This window comes from Streptomyces spirodelae, from assembly GCF_017676385.1.
GTDB classification, from domain to species: Bacteria; Actinomycetota; Actinomycetes; order Streptomycetales; family Streptomycetaceae; genus Streptomyces; species Streptomyces spirodelae.
Map to the genome: position 1 here is coordinate 47,279 of NZ_JAFFZN010000007.1, position 14,971 is coordinate 62,249.

15 protein-coding genes are annotated in these 14,971 nt (G+C 71.5%); 8 read left to right on the top strand and 7 right to left on the bottom strand.

Going from position 1 to position 14,971, the window contains the following annotated elements; all coding sequences use genetic code 11:
• Window positions 1-59 precede the first annotated feature (59 nt).
• Complete coding sequence (gene scy / locus JW592_RS10000; protein WP_209264604.1) at window positions 60-3,932, bottom strand: polarized growth protein Scy; 3,873 nt, start codon at window positions 3,930-3,932, stop codon at window positions 60-62.
• Window positions 3,933-4,351: 419 nt separating this feature from the next.
• The gene (gene mce, locus JW592_RS10005) at window positions 4,352-4,795 is read right to left on the bottom strand and encodes a methylmalonyl-CoA epimerase (protein WP_209264605.1); all 444 of its coding nucleotides are present in this window, start codon (window positions 4,793-4,795) and stop codon (window positions 4,352-4,354) included.
• A 135-nt stretch (window positions 4,796-4,930) separates the two neighbouring features.
• Between mce and JW592_RS10010 the strand changes: the two genes are divergently transcribed.
• Both JW592_RS10010 and meaB read left to right on the top strand, forming a co-directional pair.
• Entirely contained in the window at window positions 4,931-6,133 is a 1,203-nt protein-coding gene (locus JW592_RS10010; protein WP_209264606.1) for an acetyl-CoA C-acetyltransferase, read from the top strand.
• Window positions 6,134-6,242: 109 nt separating this feature from the next.
• The gene (gene meaB, locus JW592_RS10015; RefSeq protein WP_209264607.1) at window positions 6,243-7,202 is read left to right on the top strand and encodes a methylmalonyl Co-A mutase-associated GTPase MeaB; all 960 of its coding nucleotides are present in this window, start codon (window positions 6,243-6,245) and stop codon (window positions 7,200-7,202) included.
• A 113-nt stretch (window positions 7,203-7,315) separates the two neighbouring features.
• Here the strand turns inward: meaB and JW592_RS10020 are convergent, their stop codons facing one another.
• Complete coding sequence (locus JW592_RS10020) at window positions 7,316-8,014, bottom strand: PepSY domain-containing protein (RefSeq protein ID WP_209264608.1); 699 nt, start codon at window positions 8,012-8,014, stop codon at window positions 7,316-7,318.
• 125 nt (window positions 8,015-8,139) lie between these two features.
• On the opposite strand from JW592_RS10020, the gene JW592_RS10025 reads away from it, so the two are divergent.
• Both JW592_RS10025 and JW592_RS10030 read left to right on the top strand, forming a co-directional pair.
• Window positions 8,140-8,820 carry a response regulator transcription factor gene (locus JW592_RS10025; protein ID WP_209264609.1) on the top strand — a complete coding sequence of 227 codons (681 nt, stop codon included), beginning with the start codon at window positions 8,140-8,142 and terminating at the stop codon, window positions 8,818-8,820.
• Window positions 8,813-10,372 (top strand): sensor histidine kinase, encoded by a 1,560-nt coding sequence (locus JW592_RS10030; protein WP_209264610.1) that lies wholly within the window; start codon window positions 8,813-8,815, stop codon window positions 10,370-10,372. The genes JW592_RS10025 and JW592_RS10030 overlap by 8 nt, the downstream gene beginning before the upstream one ends.
• A gap of 15 nt (window positions 10,373-10,387) precedes the next feature.
• Here the strand turns inward: JW592_RS10030 and JW592_RS10035 are convergent, their stop codons facing one another.
• The 4 genes from JW592_RS10035 to JW592_RS10050 form a co-directional block, all read right to left on the bottom strand.
• Window positions 10,388-10,864 carry a MarR family winged helix-turn-helix transcriptional regulator gene (locus JW592_RS10035; protein ID WP_209264611.1) on the bottom strand — a complete coding sequence of 159 codons (477 nt, stop codon included), beginning with the start codon at window positions 10,862-10,864 and terminating at the stop codon, window positions 10,388-10,390.
• Between the two features lie 124 nt (window positions 10,865-10,988).
• On the bottom strand, window positions 10,989-11,783 hold the full coding sequence (locus tag JW592_RS10040; RefSeq protein WP_209264612.1) for an AIM24 family protein: 795 nt from the start codon (window positions 11,781-11,783) through the stop codon (window positions 10,989-10,991).
• Window positions 11,783-12,433: an AIM24 family protein gene (locus tag JW592_RS10045; RefSeq protein WP_209264613.1), complete on the bottom strand. Its 651-nt coding sequence runs from the start codon at window positions 12,431-12,433 to the stop codon at window positions 11,783-11,785. Before JW592_RS10045 ends, JW592_RS10040 begins: the two co-directional genes overlap by 1 nt.
• The gene (locus JW592_RS10050; RefSeq protein WP_209264614.1) at window positions 12,433-13,077 is read right to left on the bottom strand and encodes an AIM24 family protein; all 645 of its coding nucleotides are present in this window, start codon (window positions 13,075-13,077) and stop codon (window positions 12,433-12,435) included. The genes JW592_RS10045 and JW592_RS10050 overlap by 1 nt, the downstream gene beginning before the upstream one ends.
• A gap of 98 nt (window positions 13,078-13,175) precedes the next feature.
• Here JW592_RS10050 and JW592_RS10055 point away from each other — a divergent pair, with 98 nt between their 5' ends.
• From JW592_RS10055 to JW592_RS10070, 4 genes are all read left to right on the top strand, one after another.
• Window positions 13,176-13,574, top strand: coding sequence for a DUF3817 domain-containing protein (locus JW592_RS10055; RefSeq protein ID WP_209264615.1), 399 nt, complete (start codon window positions 13,176-13,178; stop codon window positions 13,572-13,574).
• The gene (locus tag JW592_RS10060; RefSeq protein ID WP_209264616.1) at window positions 13,571-13,897 is read left to right on the top strand and encodes an MTH1187 family thiamine-binding protein; all 327 of its coding nucleotides are present in this window, start codon (window positions 13,571-13,573) and stop codon (window positions 13,895-13,897) included. Before JW592_RS10055 ends, JW592_RS10060 begins: the two co-directional genes overlap by 4 nt.
• A gap of 20 nt (window positions 13,898-13,917) precedes the next feature.
• The gene (locus JW592_RS10065; protein WP_209264617.1) at window positions 13,918-14,457 is read left to right on the top strand and encodes a MarR family winged helix-turn-helix transcriptional regulator; all 540 of its coding nucleotides are present in this window, start codon (window positions 13,918-13,920) and stop codon (window positions 14,455-14,457) included.
• 64 nt (window positions 14,458-14,521) lie between these two features.
• Window positions 14,522-14,854, top strand: a complete 333-nt coding sequence (locus JW592_RS10070) for a DUF3817 domain-containing protein (RefSeq protein WP_209264618.1) — start codon at window positions 14,522-14,524, stop codon at window positions 14,852-14,854.
• Window positions 14,855-14,971: the final 117 nt, after the last annotated feature.

The following is a 14,971-nucleotide window of genomic DNA, read 5'->3' on the forward strand; positions in this document are numbered from 1 at the left end:
GCGGCGTGTCATCGAGCTTATGCGTGTTTGATCTGGAGAATGTGCCCTCATTCGAGTGGCTAACTCTCCGAACCCTTGCCACTCGAACGAGTTGTACCAGCGCCAACGCCCGCTGTCACACCACCCTTTGTTCCGGTGTCTCGTCCGCCCTTCTTGCCGGAAGACGCAGCGCCGGACCCTGAGCCGCGTCCCGACCCGCCGGAGCCCGAGCCGCCGGAGCCCGAGCCGCCGGAGCCCGAGCCGCCGGAGCCCGAAGCGGAATCGGAAGCGGAATCAGTATTGCCCGAGTTGCCGGAGCCCGACCCGGCCGCTGAAGCGGCGCCCGGCGTCTCGAACGACTCCAGCGCCTCCAACACGTCCTGCACCCGGGAGATCTCCGCGTTGATGTCCTCCTGGCGCCGCACCAGCACATCCAGCTCGCGCTGTCCGGCCTCCACCGTGCGCCGGGCCTCCTCCGTGGCCTCGTCGCGCGCCTGCTGGGCCTCGCGCAGCATCGCGGCCTTCTTCTGCTCGGCCTCCTTGAGCAGCCCCTCGGCCTTCTTGACGGCGGCGATACGCACCCGGCCGGCCTCCGCGTCCGCGTCCGTGCGCAGTTCCTCGGCCTTCGCCCGGGCCTCGGCCAACTGCTCCTCGGCGGCCTGTACGAGCTTGTCGCAGCGCTCGCCCGCCGACTGCATCGCCTCGGCCGCCTCCCGGCGGGCCCGCTCGTGCAGCTCCTCGACCTCCGCCTCGATCCGGGCCCGCAGCTCCTCCGCGCGCTCGCGGATCGCGCTGGAGTCGCTGCGCGCCTCCTCCAGCATGGTGTCCGAGTCGGAGCGGGCCTTCTCCACCAGCTCCCGGCCCTCGGCCCTGGCCTCGGTCACCAGCCGCTCGGACTCGGCACGCGCGGCCCCGACCATCGAGTCGGCCTGCTCCTCGGCGGCCGCCTGGGTGCGCAGCGCCTCCTCCTGGGCCTTGGCGAGGAGTTGGTCGGCCTGTTCCGCGGCCTCGGCGCGCTTGTTGGCGGCCTGCTCGCGGGCCTCGTCCAGCAGCCGCTGGGCCTCGGCGCGTGCCTCCTCGCCGACCCGCTCGGCCTCGGCGCGGGTCTGCTCGCTGAACTGCTCGGCCTCGGCGCGCAGCTGGGCGCCGACCCGCTCGGCCTCGGCGCGCGTCTCCTGGCTGAACTGCTCGGCCTCGGCGCGCGTCTCCTGGCTGAACTGCTCGGCCTCGCCGCGGGTGTCCCGGCTGTACTTCTCGGCCTTCGCGCGGGTCTCGCTGTCGAACTGCTCGGCCTCGGCTCGGGTCCGCTCGGCCTCCTCCTGGGCCTTGGCGAGGAGCTGGTCGGCCTGTTCCGCGGCCTCGGCGCGCTTGTTGGCGGCCTGCTCGCGGGCCTCGTCCAGCAGCCGGTCGGCCTCGGCGCGTGCCTCCTCGCCGACCCGCTGGGCGTCGGCGCGGGTGCGCTCGGCCTCCGCCATCGCGTCCGAGACGGTCCGCTCCGCCAGCGACTTGGCGGCTTCGGTCTCCTCCTGCGCCTCCCGGCGCAGCGTCTCGGCGGCGTGCTCGGCGGCCGACCGCAGTCCGGCGATCTCCTCCTCGGCCTCCGCGCGCAGCCCCGCGACGGAGTCCCGCACCTGCTGCGCCGTCTCCTCGGCCGACGAGACGAGTTCGGCCGCGCGGCGTTCGGCCTCCTCGGTCAGCCGCTCGGCCTCCTCGTGGGCCTCCGCGACCCGCTTGCGGGCCGCGGCCAGCAACTCCTCGCTCTGCTCGCGGGCCTCGGTGCGCTCCTGGTGCGCCTCCTCGCGGGCCTCGGTCAGCAACTCCTCGGCTTCGCGCCGGCGGCGGGCCGCCTCCTCCTGCGCCGCGCTGAGCGCCTCGGCGGCCTCCGCGTTGGTCCGCTCGGCGGCCGCGTCCGCCTCGGCGCGTACCCGGTCGGCGGTGGCCTTGGCCTCCTCGCGCAGCCGTTCGGCCTCCGCCGCCGCCTCGCTGCGCAGTTGGACGGCGACCGACTCGCCCTCCGCGCGGGCCTGCGAGGCGTCCGAGGCCGCCTCCGTGCGCAGCCTTTCGGCCTCTTCCTCGGCCTGCTCGCGCAGCGTGCGCACCCGCTCGGCCGTCTCGGAGCGCAGCCGTTCGGCCTCCGCCCTGGCCTCGTCCCGCAGCCGCTCGGCCTCGGTACGGGCCTCGGTCAGACCGGACTCGGCCTGCGCCAGCTTGGCCTCGGCCTCCTCGCGCAGCCGGGTCAGCTCCGTCTCGGTCTCGGCCTTGCGCTCGCGGAGCGCCTGCTCGGTCTCCTCGCGGGTGCGCCGCGCGGCCTCCTCGGCCTCCGCTCGCGTCTGCTCGGCCTGCTCCTCGGCCTGCGAGCGCAGCTCCTCGGCCTCCGTACGGGCCCGCTCCAGCGCCTCCTCGGCCTGCTTGCGCAGCGTGGTGGCCCGCTCGATCGCCTCCGTACGGACGCGCTCGCTCTCCGTGGTGGCCTCGGTACGGGTCTCCTCGGCGTCGGCTTTCGCCTTGCCCAGCAGCTCCTCCGCGCGGTTGGCCGCCTCCTCGATCTGCTGGACGGCGTCGCGGCGGGCCTCGCCGCGGATCTTCTCGCCCTCCTCGACCGCGTCGGCCCGCAACTGCTCGGCCTCGCCGCGCAGCCTGCGCGCCTCCTCCTGGAGCGCGACCGTCCTTTCCCGGTACTCCTTGGTGTCGTCCTTGGCGGCGCCCTTGAGCTGCTCGGCCACGTCGTGCGCCTCGGCGCGCAGCCGGTCGGCCTCCTCCTCGGCCTCCCGGCGCAGCCGCTCGGCCTCCTCGGCGGCCGACTTCGTGGTGGCCTTGGCCTCCTCCGAGGCGCGGTTGAGCACGTCCTCGGCCGTACGGGCAGCCTCGGCGAGCTGGTTCGCCGACTCCTCGGCCGTGGTGGTGCGGGCCTTCTCGCGGGCCTCGGCGATCATCCGCTCGCCCTCGGCCCTGGCGTCCTCGCGCAGCTGCTCGGCCTCGGCCTTGATCGCCTCGGCGTCCTTGGTGGCCTGCCCCACCAGCCGCGCCACCTCGGCCTTGGCCGTACGGGTGCGCTGCTCGTTCTCCGACTCCGCGTCCGCGAGCCGCTTGCCCGCCTCGTCCTCGGCCTCCTGGAGCTTCTCGGAGGCGCTCTCGCGGGCCTCGCGCAGGGCCTCCTCGGCCTCCCGCATCCGCTCCTCGGCCCGGCGCATCAGCTCGGTGGACTCGCGCCTGCTGGTCTCCACCTCGCTCGCTGTCGAGGTACGCAGCTGCTCGGCGTGGTCGGTGGCCTCCTGCGCCTGTGTGGAGGCGGCGTTCAGCAGCCGCTCGGCGTCCGCGCGGGCCCGCCGCAGGATCGACTCGGCCTCGCTGCGGGCCTGCTCGGCCTCCGCGCTCAGCCGCTGCCGCGACTCCTCGGTCAGCCGCTGCGCCTCGGCGCGCGCCCGGGCCAGGGACTGCTCGGACTCGGCCCTGGTCTCCTCCATGAGCCGGCGGGCCTGCTGCTCGGTACGGGTGCGCAGCTGCTCGGCCCAGGCCACGTTCTCGTTGACGTGGTTCTCCACCGTGGCGCGCCGCTCGGCGAGCTCCTGGTCGAGCTGCTGGCGGCGGCGTACCGCCTCGGCGTGCAGCTCGGCCTCCAGCCTGGACTGCTGCTCGGCCTGTTCCTGGAGCAGCCGCTGGGTCTGGGCGCGCGCCTCGCGCAGCTCCCGCTCGGCGTCGGCGCGCATCTGGTCGGCCTGGAGCTGGGCGTTGCGGAGCAACTGCTCGGCCTGCTGGGAGAGGTTGTCGTACCCCGCAGGGCGCGTGGCCAGGGCACGGCGCGCCTCGTGCAGCTTGGCGCGCAGCACTTCGACCTGGTAGCCGAGGTCGTCGGCATGCTCGACGGCCCGCTCCCGCTCTTTCTTCAGCCGCTCCATCTCGGCCTCGAACTGCGAGAGGTGATCGTCAGCCTCGTAGCGGTCGTAGCCCCGCACTGCGCGGTCCCATCCGTCCCCTGGTAGTCGTGGAGATGATCCGAGCCCTGCCCTGGAGAAGTGTCCCGGACTTGAGGGACACGTCTCCCGGAAATGGTGTCAGATCATCGGCGGAACGTGGACCGAGCCCCCAGCCCGGAGATCTCTGTACGGGTGGGGAGGGCCCGCCCCGGCCGGAAGCCCACTCTACCGGGCGTGCAGGCCGACGTCAGTGGTCCGTTGGTGCGGCTGGGACTGCAGTTCCCCGGGGGACGACCTTCGGACCCCCAGCCGGGCTCTGCGCCGCCTTCAGCGCGACTGGTCACCGGGCGTGGCGGCGGTGACCGGTTCCGTGAGTACCCCGTGACAGTCCTTCGGGTGCAAGCTGTGTCTCCCGGGGGGATAACCCCCGGACCCCCAGCCGGGACCGAGGGGCCGCCTCAGTGCGCGTCTTCGTCGCCGGGCGTGGCGGCGGTGACCAGTTCCGTGAGTACCCCGTGACAGTCCTTCGGGTGCAAGAAGGTGATCCGTGAGTCCATGGAGCCGCGGCGGGGCTCGTCGTAGAGGACGCGGATGCCCTTGTCGCGGATGGCCTCGGATTCGCCGTCGACATCGGCGGTGCCGAACGCGATGTGGTGGACGCCCTCGCCGTTCTTGGCCAGCCATTTGGCGACCGCGGAGTCCTCCCGGATGGGTTCCAGCAGCTGGAGGTAGGACGCGCCGCCGTCGTCCGTGCCGTTGATCCGCAGCATGGCCTCGCGGACGCCCTGCTCCTGGTTGACCTCGGTGTGGAACACCTGGAAGCCATAGGTGCGAGAGTAGAAATCGACGGTGGCTTCGAGGTCGCGGCAGGCGATTCCGATGTGGTCGATACGCGTCAGCATGGGAACAGTGCAGCGCTCTCCGCGCGGTTACGCAACGTGCGCACGGTCACACTCACCGACCGGTGACCCGAAGTGGTACCGCTCAGTATCTTGAGTGGTAACCCTCGTTAACTTCCCCGCGGAAGGGATCCGCCGATGACTGCCTCCTCCAGCAGCACCACCACATCCGTGATCGTCGCAGGAGCACGTACGCCCATGGGGCGGCTGCTCGGTTCGCTGAAGTCCTTCTCCGGTGCCGACTTGGGCGGCTTCGCCATCAAGGCTGCGCTGGAGCGGGCCGGGATCGGCGGGGACCAGGTCGAGTACGTGATCATGGGCCAGGTGCTCCAGGCCGGAGCCGGACAGATCCCGGCGCGCCAGGCCGCGGTCAAGGCGGGCATCCCGATGAACGTCCCGGCACTGACGGTGAACAAGGTGTGCCTCTCCGGGCTCGACGCCATCGCGCTCGCCGACCAGCTGGTGCGCGCGGGCGAGTTCGACGTCGTCGTCGCCGGCGGCCAGGAGTCCATGACCAACGCGCCGCACCTGCTGCCCAAGTCCCGTGAGGGCTACAAGTACGGCGCCCTGGAGGTGCTGGACTCCATGGCGCACGACGGGCTCACCGACTCCTTCGAGGGAATCGCGATGGGCGCCTCCACCGAGAAGCACAACACCCGGCTGGGGATTCCGCGCGACGTGCAGGACGAGATCGCGGCCCGCTCCCACCAGCGCGCAGCCGCCGCGCAGCGCGACGGGCTGTTCGCCGCGGAGATCACTCCTGTCGAGATTCCGCAGCGCAAGGGCGACCCCGTGCTCTTCTCCGAGGACGAGGGCATCCGGGGCGACTCCACCGCCGAGTCGCTGGGCAAGCTGAAGCCCGCGTTCGCCAAGGACGGCACGATCACGGCGGGTTCCTCCTCGCAGATCTCCGACGGCGCCGCCGCTGTCGTGGTGATGAGCAAGGCGAAGGCCGAGGAGCTCGGCGTCGAGTGGATCGCCGAGATCGGCTCGCACGGAAATGTCGCCGGGCCCGACAACTCGCTCCAGTCGCAGCCCTCCAACGCCATTCAGCACGCGCTGAAGAAGGAGGGGCGCGCGGTGGAGGACCTCGATCTGATCGAGATCAACGAGGCGTTCGCCGCCGTGGCGCACCAGTCGATGAAGGATCTCGAAGTCGGCCCCGAAAAGGTGAATGTGAACGGCGGCGCCATTGCCCTGGGCCACCCGATCGGGATGTCCGGGGCGCGCATCGTCCTCCACCTCGCACTGGAGCTGAAGCGGCGCGGGGGCGGACTCGGCGCCGCGGCGCTGTGCGGGGGCGGCGGCCAGGGCGACGCCCTCCTCCTCCGCGTCCCGTAAGGAAGCGACCGGCGCGCCCGCAGAGTCCGGGGCGCGTCCGCGGGGCCGAGCCCGCGCAGCAGGGACGGAGACAGGGGCGGAGCCCCCACGAGCAAGGGAGCGGTCTCAGATGGCGGATGTCGCAGCTTTGGTGGAGAGCGCCCGGCAGGGCGCGCCCCGCGCGGTGGCGCGGCTGATCTCCCTGGTCGAGGGGGCCTCCCCCCAGCTTCGCGAGGCCATGGCCGCCATAGCCCCGCACTGCGGCAACGCCTACGTGGTCGGGCTCACCGGCTCTCCCGGCGTGGGGAAGTCCACCACCACCTCGGCGCTGGTCAGCGCGTACCGGGCGCAGGGCAAGCGGGTCGGTGTGCTGGCCGTGGACCCCTCCTCACCGTTCTCGGGCGGGGCGCTGCTCGGTGACCGGGTGCGCATGGGTGAACATGCCTCCGATCCGGGGGTCTACATCCGTTCGATGGCCACCCGGGGCCATCTCGGTGGTCTGGCCTGGGCCGCTCCGCAGGCGATCCGAGTGCTGGACGCTGCGGGCTGCGAGGTGATCCTCGTCGAGACGGTCGGGGTCGGGCAGTCGGAGGTCGAGATCGCCGCGCAGGCCGACACCAGCGTCGTGCTGCTCGCGCCCGGGATGGGTGACGGCATCCAGGCAGCCAAGGCCGGAATTCTGGAGATCGGTGACGTCTACGTCGTCAACAAGGCCGACCGGGACGGCGCCGACGCCACCGTTCGCGAGCTGAACCACATGCTCGGCCTCGGCGAGGCCCGGCAGCCGGGCGACTGGCGGCCGCCCGTGGTCAAGACGGTGGCAGCGCGTGCCGAGGGCGTGGAGGAGATGATCGCCGCGCTGGACAAGCACCGCGGCTGGATGGACGAGCGGGGCGTGCTGGCTGAGCGCCGCGCGGCGCGGGCCGCGAAGGAGATCGAGACCATCGCGGTCACCGCGCTGCGCCGCCGGATGGGAGAGCTGCGCGGCGGCAAACGCCTCGACGCGCTCGCCGCACGCGTGGCCGGTGGAACGCTGGACCCCTACACGGCCGCCGACGAACTGGTCGAGGGGGTCACCGAGGGAGGGTGACGCCCCCGACCGAGCCGCGGGCCGTCAGGGACCGAGCCGTGGGCCCGTCAGGGACCGGGGCAGGGGGCGTCGATCAACAGGGCGCGGGGCGCCAGTGACCCGGGTGCTGGTCGTCAGTCGTCGCCCTGCTCGTCGTCGGCCTGCTCGGTCTCGTGGTGCAGCACCTTGCCGGAGGCGCCGTCGAGGGCGAGCTCGTGCTCCGTACCGCGCTTGTCGGCGGTCTCGGCCTCCCACTGGCCCTTGTCCTTGCCGTCGTCGTCCAGACTGACGGAGGTGACGGTGCCCTTGGTCGCCTCGGCGGCCTTCTTGCCGGCCGCCGCCGCGTCCAGCTCGGCGTGGCGCACGAGGGAGCGGTCGTCGTCGTGGTGCCTGTCGATCCGGTTCTGGACGATGTTGCCCTTGATGGCGTCGATCTTCACGTCGTGCCACTTGTTGTCCTTGCCGAGGACGTCGGCCTCCCACACCAGCCGGTTGCCCTCGGTGTCCAGCTCCAGTTCGGTGATGCTGCCGGGCACCTCCTTGAGCACCGAGTGGGCTGCCCGGCCGAAGGAGACGCGGGCGTCGCCGGTGTCCTCGGCCCTGTCGGAGCGGCCGCCGTCCCGGCCGTCGCGCCCGTCGTCGTCCTTGTGGTCGTCGTTCCGGTCGTCGTCGTGGTCGTCGCCGTGGTCCGCCGTGCGGACGGTCGACTGGGTCGCGGAAGGCGCCTTGCCGTCCGTCTCGCCGCCGTGGCCCGCTACCCCGAAGGCGGTCGCCGTACCACCTCCGACCAGCGCGGCGGCGGCGACGGTGGCGATGATGACCTTGCGCTTCATGGCGTTCGACTCCTCGGGTCGTTCGATGCTCTCGCTTTCGATGACTCCACGGTGGCCGACCATTGCTGAACGTAAGCTGAAGCTACCTGAAGCCCTCTTCAGCCGCGATTTGGCAGGGTGTCCGTGTGCGCCTGTTGATCGTGGAGGACGAGCGGAGACTGGCCCGGTCGCTCGCCAGGGGCCTGATGGCCGAGGGCTTCGCCGTGGACGTCGTGCACGACGGAGCCGAGGGCCTGCACATGGCGGTCGAGAACGAGTACGACCTGATCGTTCTCGACATCATGCTTCCGGGGATGAACGGCTACCGCGTCTGCGGTGCGCTGCGTGCGGCCGGGGACGAGACGCCGGTGCTGATGCTGACGGCCAAGGACGGCGAGTACGACGAGGCCGAAGGGCTGGACACCGGCGCCGACGACTACCTCACCAAGCCGTTCTCCTACGTCGTGCTCCTCGCCCGGGTCCGGGCGCTGCTGCGCCGTCGTACGCGGGGTGCCAAGGCGGCCCTCCGGGTGGGCGAGCTGACGGTCGACCCCGGCGCGCAGCGCGTCACGGTGGGTGAGCGCGAGGTGCAGCTGACCGCCAAGGAGTTCTCCGTACTGGAGTACCTCGCGGTGCGCGCCGGGGAGGTCGTCGCCAAGGCGGAGATCCTCGAACATGTGTGGGACTTCGCCTACGAAGGCGACGTCAACATCGTCGAGGTGTACGTGAGCGCCCTGCGGCGCAAGCTGGGACCCGGCTGGATCGGCACGGTGCGCGGCGCCGGGTACCGTCTCGGGGACGGCAGCGGGGGAGCGCGCCGTGCGTAGGGCCTCCGTACGGGTCCGCGCCGCTGTCGGGGCGACCCTGGTGGTGGCGGTGGCCCTCGTCGCCGCCGGCTTCCTGGTGGTGGCCACGCTCCGCGGCGGCCTCGCCGACACTGCACGGCTCAGCGCGCAGAACGCGGCGCGCGGTATCGCGGCCCAGCTCGCCGACGTGCCCGACGCCGAGGTCTCACAGGTGGACGGGCTCGACGGCGACGAGCCCGCACAGGTGGTGGACGCCGACGGGAAGGTCCTCGGCGCGAGCGACCCGCTGGAGGGGCGCGGTCCGATGGCCCGCTTCGGACGCGTCGAGCGGCCCGACGACGGGGACGAGCAGGACGCGGCAGCCCCGGAGCCCTCCGACCCCGACGACAAAGCCGATCACGCCGGCAAAGCCGACCCCGACGATGCCGCCGACCCCGACGACGCCGCTGACGCGGCTGATGCGGCTGATCCCGACGACGGCGGCACCGGCACCGACAGCAAGACCGACACCGAGCCCAGGACCAGGACTCTTACCCTTCCGGTGGACGACGACGGCGAAGTCACCTACGAAAGGGAGGACATCGCCGGCCACCAGGAGTTCAGCGTCGCCGCGGTCCAGGGGCGTACCCGGGACGGCACGCCCGTCACCGTCTACTCCGGTGCCTCCCTCGGCGCCCAGCAGGAGGCCGTCTCCACGGTGACCCGCTCCATGCTGTTCGGGCTCCCGGTGCTGCTGCTGGTTGTCGCCGGCGTCACCTGGCTGGTGACGCGGCGCGCCCTGCGGCCCGTCGAGGGCATCCGGCAGGAGATGAGCGCGATCACCGCCAGCACCGACCTCTCCCGCCGCGTCCCGGAGCCGGAAGCGCGGGACGAGGTCGCCCGGCTGGCCCGTACGACGAACGAGACGCTGTCCGCGCTGGAGGCGTCCGTGGAGCGGCAGCGCAGGTTCGTCGCCGACGCCTCCCACGAACTGCGCAGTCCCATCGCGTCCCTGCGCACCCAGCTGGAGGTCGCCGCGGCCCACCCCGAACTCCTCGACCTGGACGAGGCGGTCGAGGACACCGTACGGCTCCAGACGCTCGCCGCCGACCTGCTGCTGCTGGCCCGGCTGGACGCGGGGGAGCGGCCGGCCGAGGGGCGGGTCGCGATGGACGCGCTGGTGCGGGAGCACCTGGCGCAGCGCGCGGCTGACCCGCATCCGGTACGGGTGGGCACGCTGGAGGGCGGCGAAGTGCGGGGCTCGTCGGGGCAGTTGTCGCGGGTACTGGCGAATCTGCTGGACAACGCGCAGCGGCATGCGCGCTCCGGGGTCTCCGTGGCCGTGCGGCGGGAGGGCGACGGCCTCACCGTCGCTGTCTCGGACGACGGCGAGGGGGTGCCCGAAGCCGAACGGGAGCGGATCTTCGAGCGGTTCGTCCGGCTGGACGCGGCGCGCTCCCGGGACGAGGGTGGCGCCGGCCTTGGCCTGGCCATCGCGCGCGACGTCGCCGAGCGCCACGGCGGCACCCTCCGGGCGGAGGGCCCCTCCCAGTCAGGGGCCACCTTCGTACTGCGGCTCCCGCTCGCGGGCTGAGGCGACCAGGGGGCCTTACACACGGCCCCTCTCACTCCGCAGCTTCTCCGCGATGGGGCGCAGAATGCGCTCCAGATGGGCCAGGTCCGACGGTGCGATGCTGTCGATGAAATGGCGCCGCACAGAATCAACATGGTGCGGCGCCACCGTACGCATCGTGTCCCAGCCGTGCTCCGTCAGCACGGCGAACAGCCCCCGTTTGTCCGACTCACAGGACTCGCGCCGTACCAGTCCGGCCTTCTCCATCCTGGTGATCTGATGGGACAGTCGGCTCTTGGACTGCAAGGTGGCCGAGGCCAGGTCGGTCATCCGCATGCGGTGCTCGGGCGACTCCGAGAGATTGACGAGTATCTCGTAGTCGTTGAGAGTCAGCCCGAAGGGTTGCAGGTCGCGCTCCAGTTGGTAGCTGAGCAGCCTGCCGACGTCGAGATGAGTACGCCAGGCGCGCTGCTCGTCCTCGGTGAGCCAACGGGTGCGGTCGTCGGTGTCCATACCGTGAGACTCTACCCACGTTCGCACACGCGTGCTTACACCGCGTGGCGCCAAGATGCCGCAGCGTTGCGATCGGGACGCCGGCCCGGGCCCGGAGAAGAGCACGCCTCAGCGCAGCACCGCCTCAGAGGCCGAACCGGCGCTGAAGGCTGCCGAGCTGGCCCGGCAGATGCGGAGCGCGCTGGCCGCCGTGGCCCCCCTGGCCGCCGTCGCCGCCACCACCGGGCACCCCGGGCTGCTGCGGTACGGCGCCCGCGTCGCGCTCCTCCATCAGCACCTCGGACGACTGGATCAGTACGGTCCCCGCGCCGACGAACTCGAACTGGTGCTCCTCACCCGACACCCCGCCCAGCCCCGTCATGGCCCGCAGGCCGCCCAGGACGCCCTTGAGGTACTGGTGGTCGTAGTGGTGGCAGGGCGAGGGACAGTCCGCCCAGCCGACCAGCGCCTGCGGATCGACCCGCACCGGCGGCTCCACGAAGTGCACCTCCCCGTTGGACGCCGCCACGAAGCGGCCCGTGCCGATCAGCGTGAGGAAGCCGGGGACGATCGACTGCTTGAGCGAGAGCGAGGGCTCGAAGGCGAGCAGATTGCCGGAGCGGACGGTGAGATTGCCGTCCTCGAGGTCGTAGGAGTTGACGTCGAACGCGCGGTCGGCCAGCAGCAGCTTGCCCCGTCCCTGCGCGACGACCCAGTCCGAGGCGTGCAGCGGCGAGTGGAAGCTGCTCGCGACCAGCCGGTCCAGCGGGCCGTGGCCGATGCCGTGGAAGTCGATCTGCCCGTAGTAGGCGATCATCTTCCCCTTCTGCAGGAACCACAGGCCGTCCAGGTCGACGGAGAAGGCGTACGGGTTGACGTTGTCGTTGGCGGGCAGCGTCGTCGCGTCGTACACCTGATAGCCCTGCGGTGGCTGGGTCATCACAGCTTCTCCTCACTGGCCTGTACGAACACTGCCCCGCTGCCGGACAGTTCGAGCTGGAACGCCTCACCCGAGCCGCGCCCCACCATGTCGCGCCAGCCCAGCGCCGAGGACAGCTTGTTGCGTACGTCGCCGAAGTGCGCCACATACGCCTGCGGATCGACGTGGACGGGGCGGCCTGGGCTGATGGGCAGCTGGATGATGCCGCCGTGCGCCATCACCGCCGCCGAGCCCTTGCCCGCCAGTGTCGTGGTGAACAGGCCCTGCCCGGACACCTGCCCGCGCACCATGCCCATCACCCCGCCGTCCCTGCCCAGGAAGAGGGTGCCCTGCTGAAGGCTGCCGTCGAAGGCGAGCAGCCGGTCGGCCTCCACACACAGGGTGTCCCCGTCCAGCTCGATCACCTGGATGTGGTGGCCGCCGTGGCCGAACATCACGGTGCCGTCGCCCTCGACGGTCATCAGCGGCGCCGCCTCGCCCGCGACCCGGCGGCCGATCATCGACATCAGCCCGCCCTGGCCGCCCTGCATATTGGGCGTGAACGTCACCTCGCCCGTGTAGCCGACCATCGCGCCACGCTGGCTGAACATCCGCTGTCCGGGCACCACCCGGGCCTCGACGAGCTTGCCGGACAGCTCACGGAACGGCATCAGACCTCCCCTCCCAGCGTGTTGCGTTCGCTCGGCTGTACGTAGACCACGCCCTCGCCCTCGAAGCGGATCTGGAACGCCTCGCCGGAGCCCTCGCCCATCAGCGTGCGGAAGTTCACCCCGGACTGGAAGCTCTGCCGCAGGTTCCCCTGGTGCGCGACATAGGCGCCCGGGTCGACCTGGAGCGGGGTGTGCGGGGTGACCCGCAGGAGCACGGCGGGACCGTCCGACATCAGCGCCGCCTGCCCGGTCCCCTCCACGGTCGTGGTGAACAGGCCGTTGCCCTGGGAGGCGCCGCGCAGTCCGGTGAAGCTGGTGCCGGTGCGCAGGCCGCCGTCGGTGCACAGCAGGTTGCTCGCCTCGACGTGCAGCTTCTCGCCGCTGAGCCGGACCAGGGCGATATCGGCCGCCCGGTCGGCGAAGTAGCAGGTGCCCTGTCCCTTCACCTCCATCACCGTCAGCTGTTCGCCGGTGATCCGGCGGGTGACCATGCCGCGGACGCCCTCGCCTCCGCCGCTCATCTTCTTGAACGCCATCTCGCCGTCGTAGGCGACCATCGAGCCGTTCTTCGCCTTGACCGCGTCGCCGCCTCCGCCGAGCGTGACGGCCAGCACCTTGGTGCCCTCGAGTCGGAACTGAGCCACGCGAGGAACCTACCCTGCGGGCCGGGTTCGATTGCAGGGCTGCCACAATGGCTGAAGCTTGTGCATCCCTTCACAAAACGATCCCCTGAGGACCTGCCGTGGCCATACTGGAAACTCCGAGCGGCCTGCCGCCCAAGGCGGTCTCAGCGCTGCGCCGTCTGCGTCTCACCTCGGTGCCCGAGGGAGCCTCCTTCCTCCTGCTGCTGGTCTGCTCCGTTCTCAAGCGGACCACCGACTTCAACGCCGTGCCGGTCATGGGTGCCATCCACGGCATCCTCTTCATCCTGTATGTGATCTTCTGGGCCGACGCCTGGAACCGGATCAAGTGGCCCTTCGGCAGGGCCGCGCTCTACTTCCTGCTGTCCGTGCTGCCCACCGGCGGCTTCTTCGCGGACAAGATGCTCCGCAAGGAAGAGGAGGCAGGCGTCATCGCTGCGCGCGCCCGCAAGGAGCAGGCGGGAACGGTGAGCAGCGGCGGAAGCGCGGTGAGCTCATGATCGTCGCCTTCTCGGTCACCCCGCTCGGGGTGGGCGAGGACGTGGGCGAGTACGTGGCCGACGCCGTGCGCGTGGTCCGCGCGTCGGGGCTGCCGCACCGCACCGACGCCATGTTCACCTCGCTGGAGGGCGAGTGGGAGGAGTGCATGGAGGTGGTGCGGCGGGCCGTCGCGGCGGTCGAGGCGCGCGCCCCGCGCGTCTCCCTCGTCCTCAAGGCCGATATCCGGCCCGGCGTGGTCGACGGACTCACCTCGAAGGTCGAGACGGTCGACCGGTACCTCGCCGGTGGCCCGGAGAGCGGGACGGCTTCTGCCGGCACATGACCGGCCGGTAGGGTCGTAGGGTGCCCAAGCCGCTCAGTCTGTCGTTCGACCCGATCGCCCGTGCCGATGAGCACTGGAAGCAGCGATGGGGCTCGGTGCCGTCCATGGCCGCGATCACCTCGATCATGCGCGCCCATCAGATTCTGCTGTCCGAGGTCGACGCGGTGGTCAAGCCGTACGGGCTGACGTTCGCGCGGTACGAGGCGCTGGTGCTGCTCACCTTCTCGCAGAAGGGCGAGCTGCCGATGTCGAAGATCGGCGAGCGGCTGATGGTGCACCCCACCTCCGTGACCAACACCGTCGACCGGCTGCAGACCGCCGGGTTCGTGGAGAAGCGGCCCAACCCCAACGACGGACGGGGCACGCTGGCAGCCATCACCGAGAAGGGCCGCGAGGTGTGCGACGCGGCCACCAAGGACCTGATGGCCATGGACTTCGGGCTCGGCGCCTACGACACCGTCCAGCTCGACGAGATCTTCGACCTGCTGCGGCCGCTGCGGGTGGCGGCCGGCGACTTCGCCGAGGGCCCCGGGCGCGGCCCCGGGACGACCGAGCGCTGACCCGGGCCCCGGCGGAGCCAGGGCGGTGGAAGACCGCCCCTATGGGACGGTTACGCTCGATTCCATGAAACAAAGCGTGCTGACCCGCTACCGCGTCATGGCGTACGTCACAGCGGTGCTCCTCGTCCTGCTGACACTCGGCATGATCGGCAAGTATCTGCTGAGCATGGACGGCGCCGACGGCTTCACCAGCGTGGTCGGCATCGCGCACGGCTGGCTCTACATCCTGTACCTGATCTTCGCGTTCGACCTCGGCCAGAAGGCGAAGTGGCCGCTGGGCAAGCAGCTGTGGGTGCTGCTGGCGGGCACCGTGCCCACCGCCGCGTTCTTCGTGGAACGCAAGGTCACCCGCGAGGTCGCTCCGCTGGTGGGGACCGCTGCACCCGTGGAGGCGTAGCCCTCCCAGGGTTGCCCGGTCCCGCCGCCCCAATGGCGGCGGGCATCAGAACGTGTGCGACCCCACATTGGTGGCGGCGGTCATCGCTTTTAGTTGGACGTCCTAGTAAATTCGACA

Excerpts from the sequence above, each read along its gene's own strand:
- mce (WP_209264605.1), bottom strand. The coding sequence starts at position 4,795 with ATGCTGACGCGTATCGACCACATCGGAATCGCCTGCCGCGACCTCGAA.
- JW592_RS10010 (WP_209264606.1), top strand. The coding sequence starts at position 4,931 with ATGACTGCCTCCTCCAGCAGCACCACCACATCCGTGATCGTCGCAGGA.
- meaB (WP_209264607.1), top strand. The coding sequence starts at position 6,243 with ATGGCGGATGTCGCAGCTTTGGTGGAGAGCGCCCGGCAGGGCGCGCCC.
- JW592_RS10020 (WP_209264608.1), bottom strand. The coding sequence starts at position 8,014 with ATGAAGCGCAAGGTCATCATCGCCACCGTCGCCGCCGCCGCGCTGGTC.
- JW592_RS10035 (WP_209264611.1), bottom strand. The coding sequence starts at position 10,864 with ATGGACACCGACGACCGCACCCGTTGGCTCACCGAGGACGAGCAGCGC.
- JW592_RS10040 (WP_209264612.1), bottom strand. The coding sequence starts at position 11,783 with ATGACCCAGCCACCGCAGGGCTATCAGGTGTACGACGCGACGACGCTG.
- JW592_RS10045 (WP_209264613.1), bottom strand. The coding sequence starts at position 12,433 with ATGCCGTTCCGTGAGCTGTCCGGCAAGCTCGTCGAGGCCCGGGTGGTG.
- JW592_RS10060 (WP_209264616.1), top strand. The coding sequence starts at position 13,571 with ATGATCGTCGCCTTCTCGGTCACCCCGCTCGGGGTGGGCGAGGACGTG.
- JW592_RS10070 (WP_209264618.1), top strand. The coding sequence starts at position 14,522 with ATGAAACAAAGCGTGCTGACCCGCTACCGCGTCATGGCGTACGTCACA.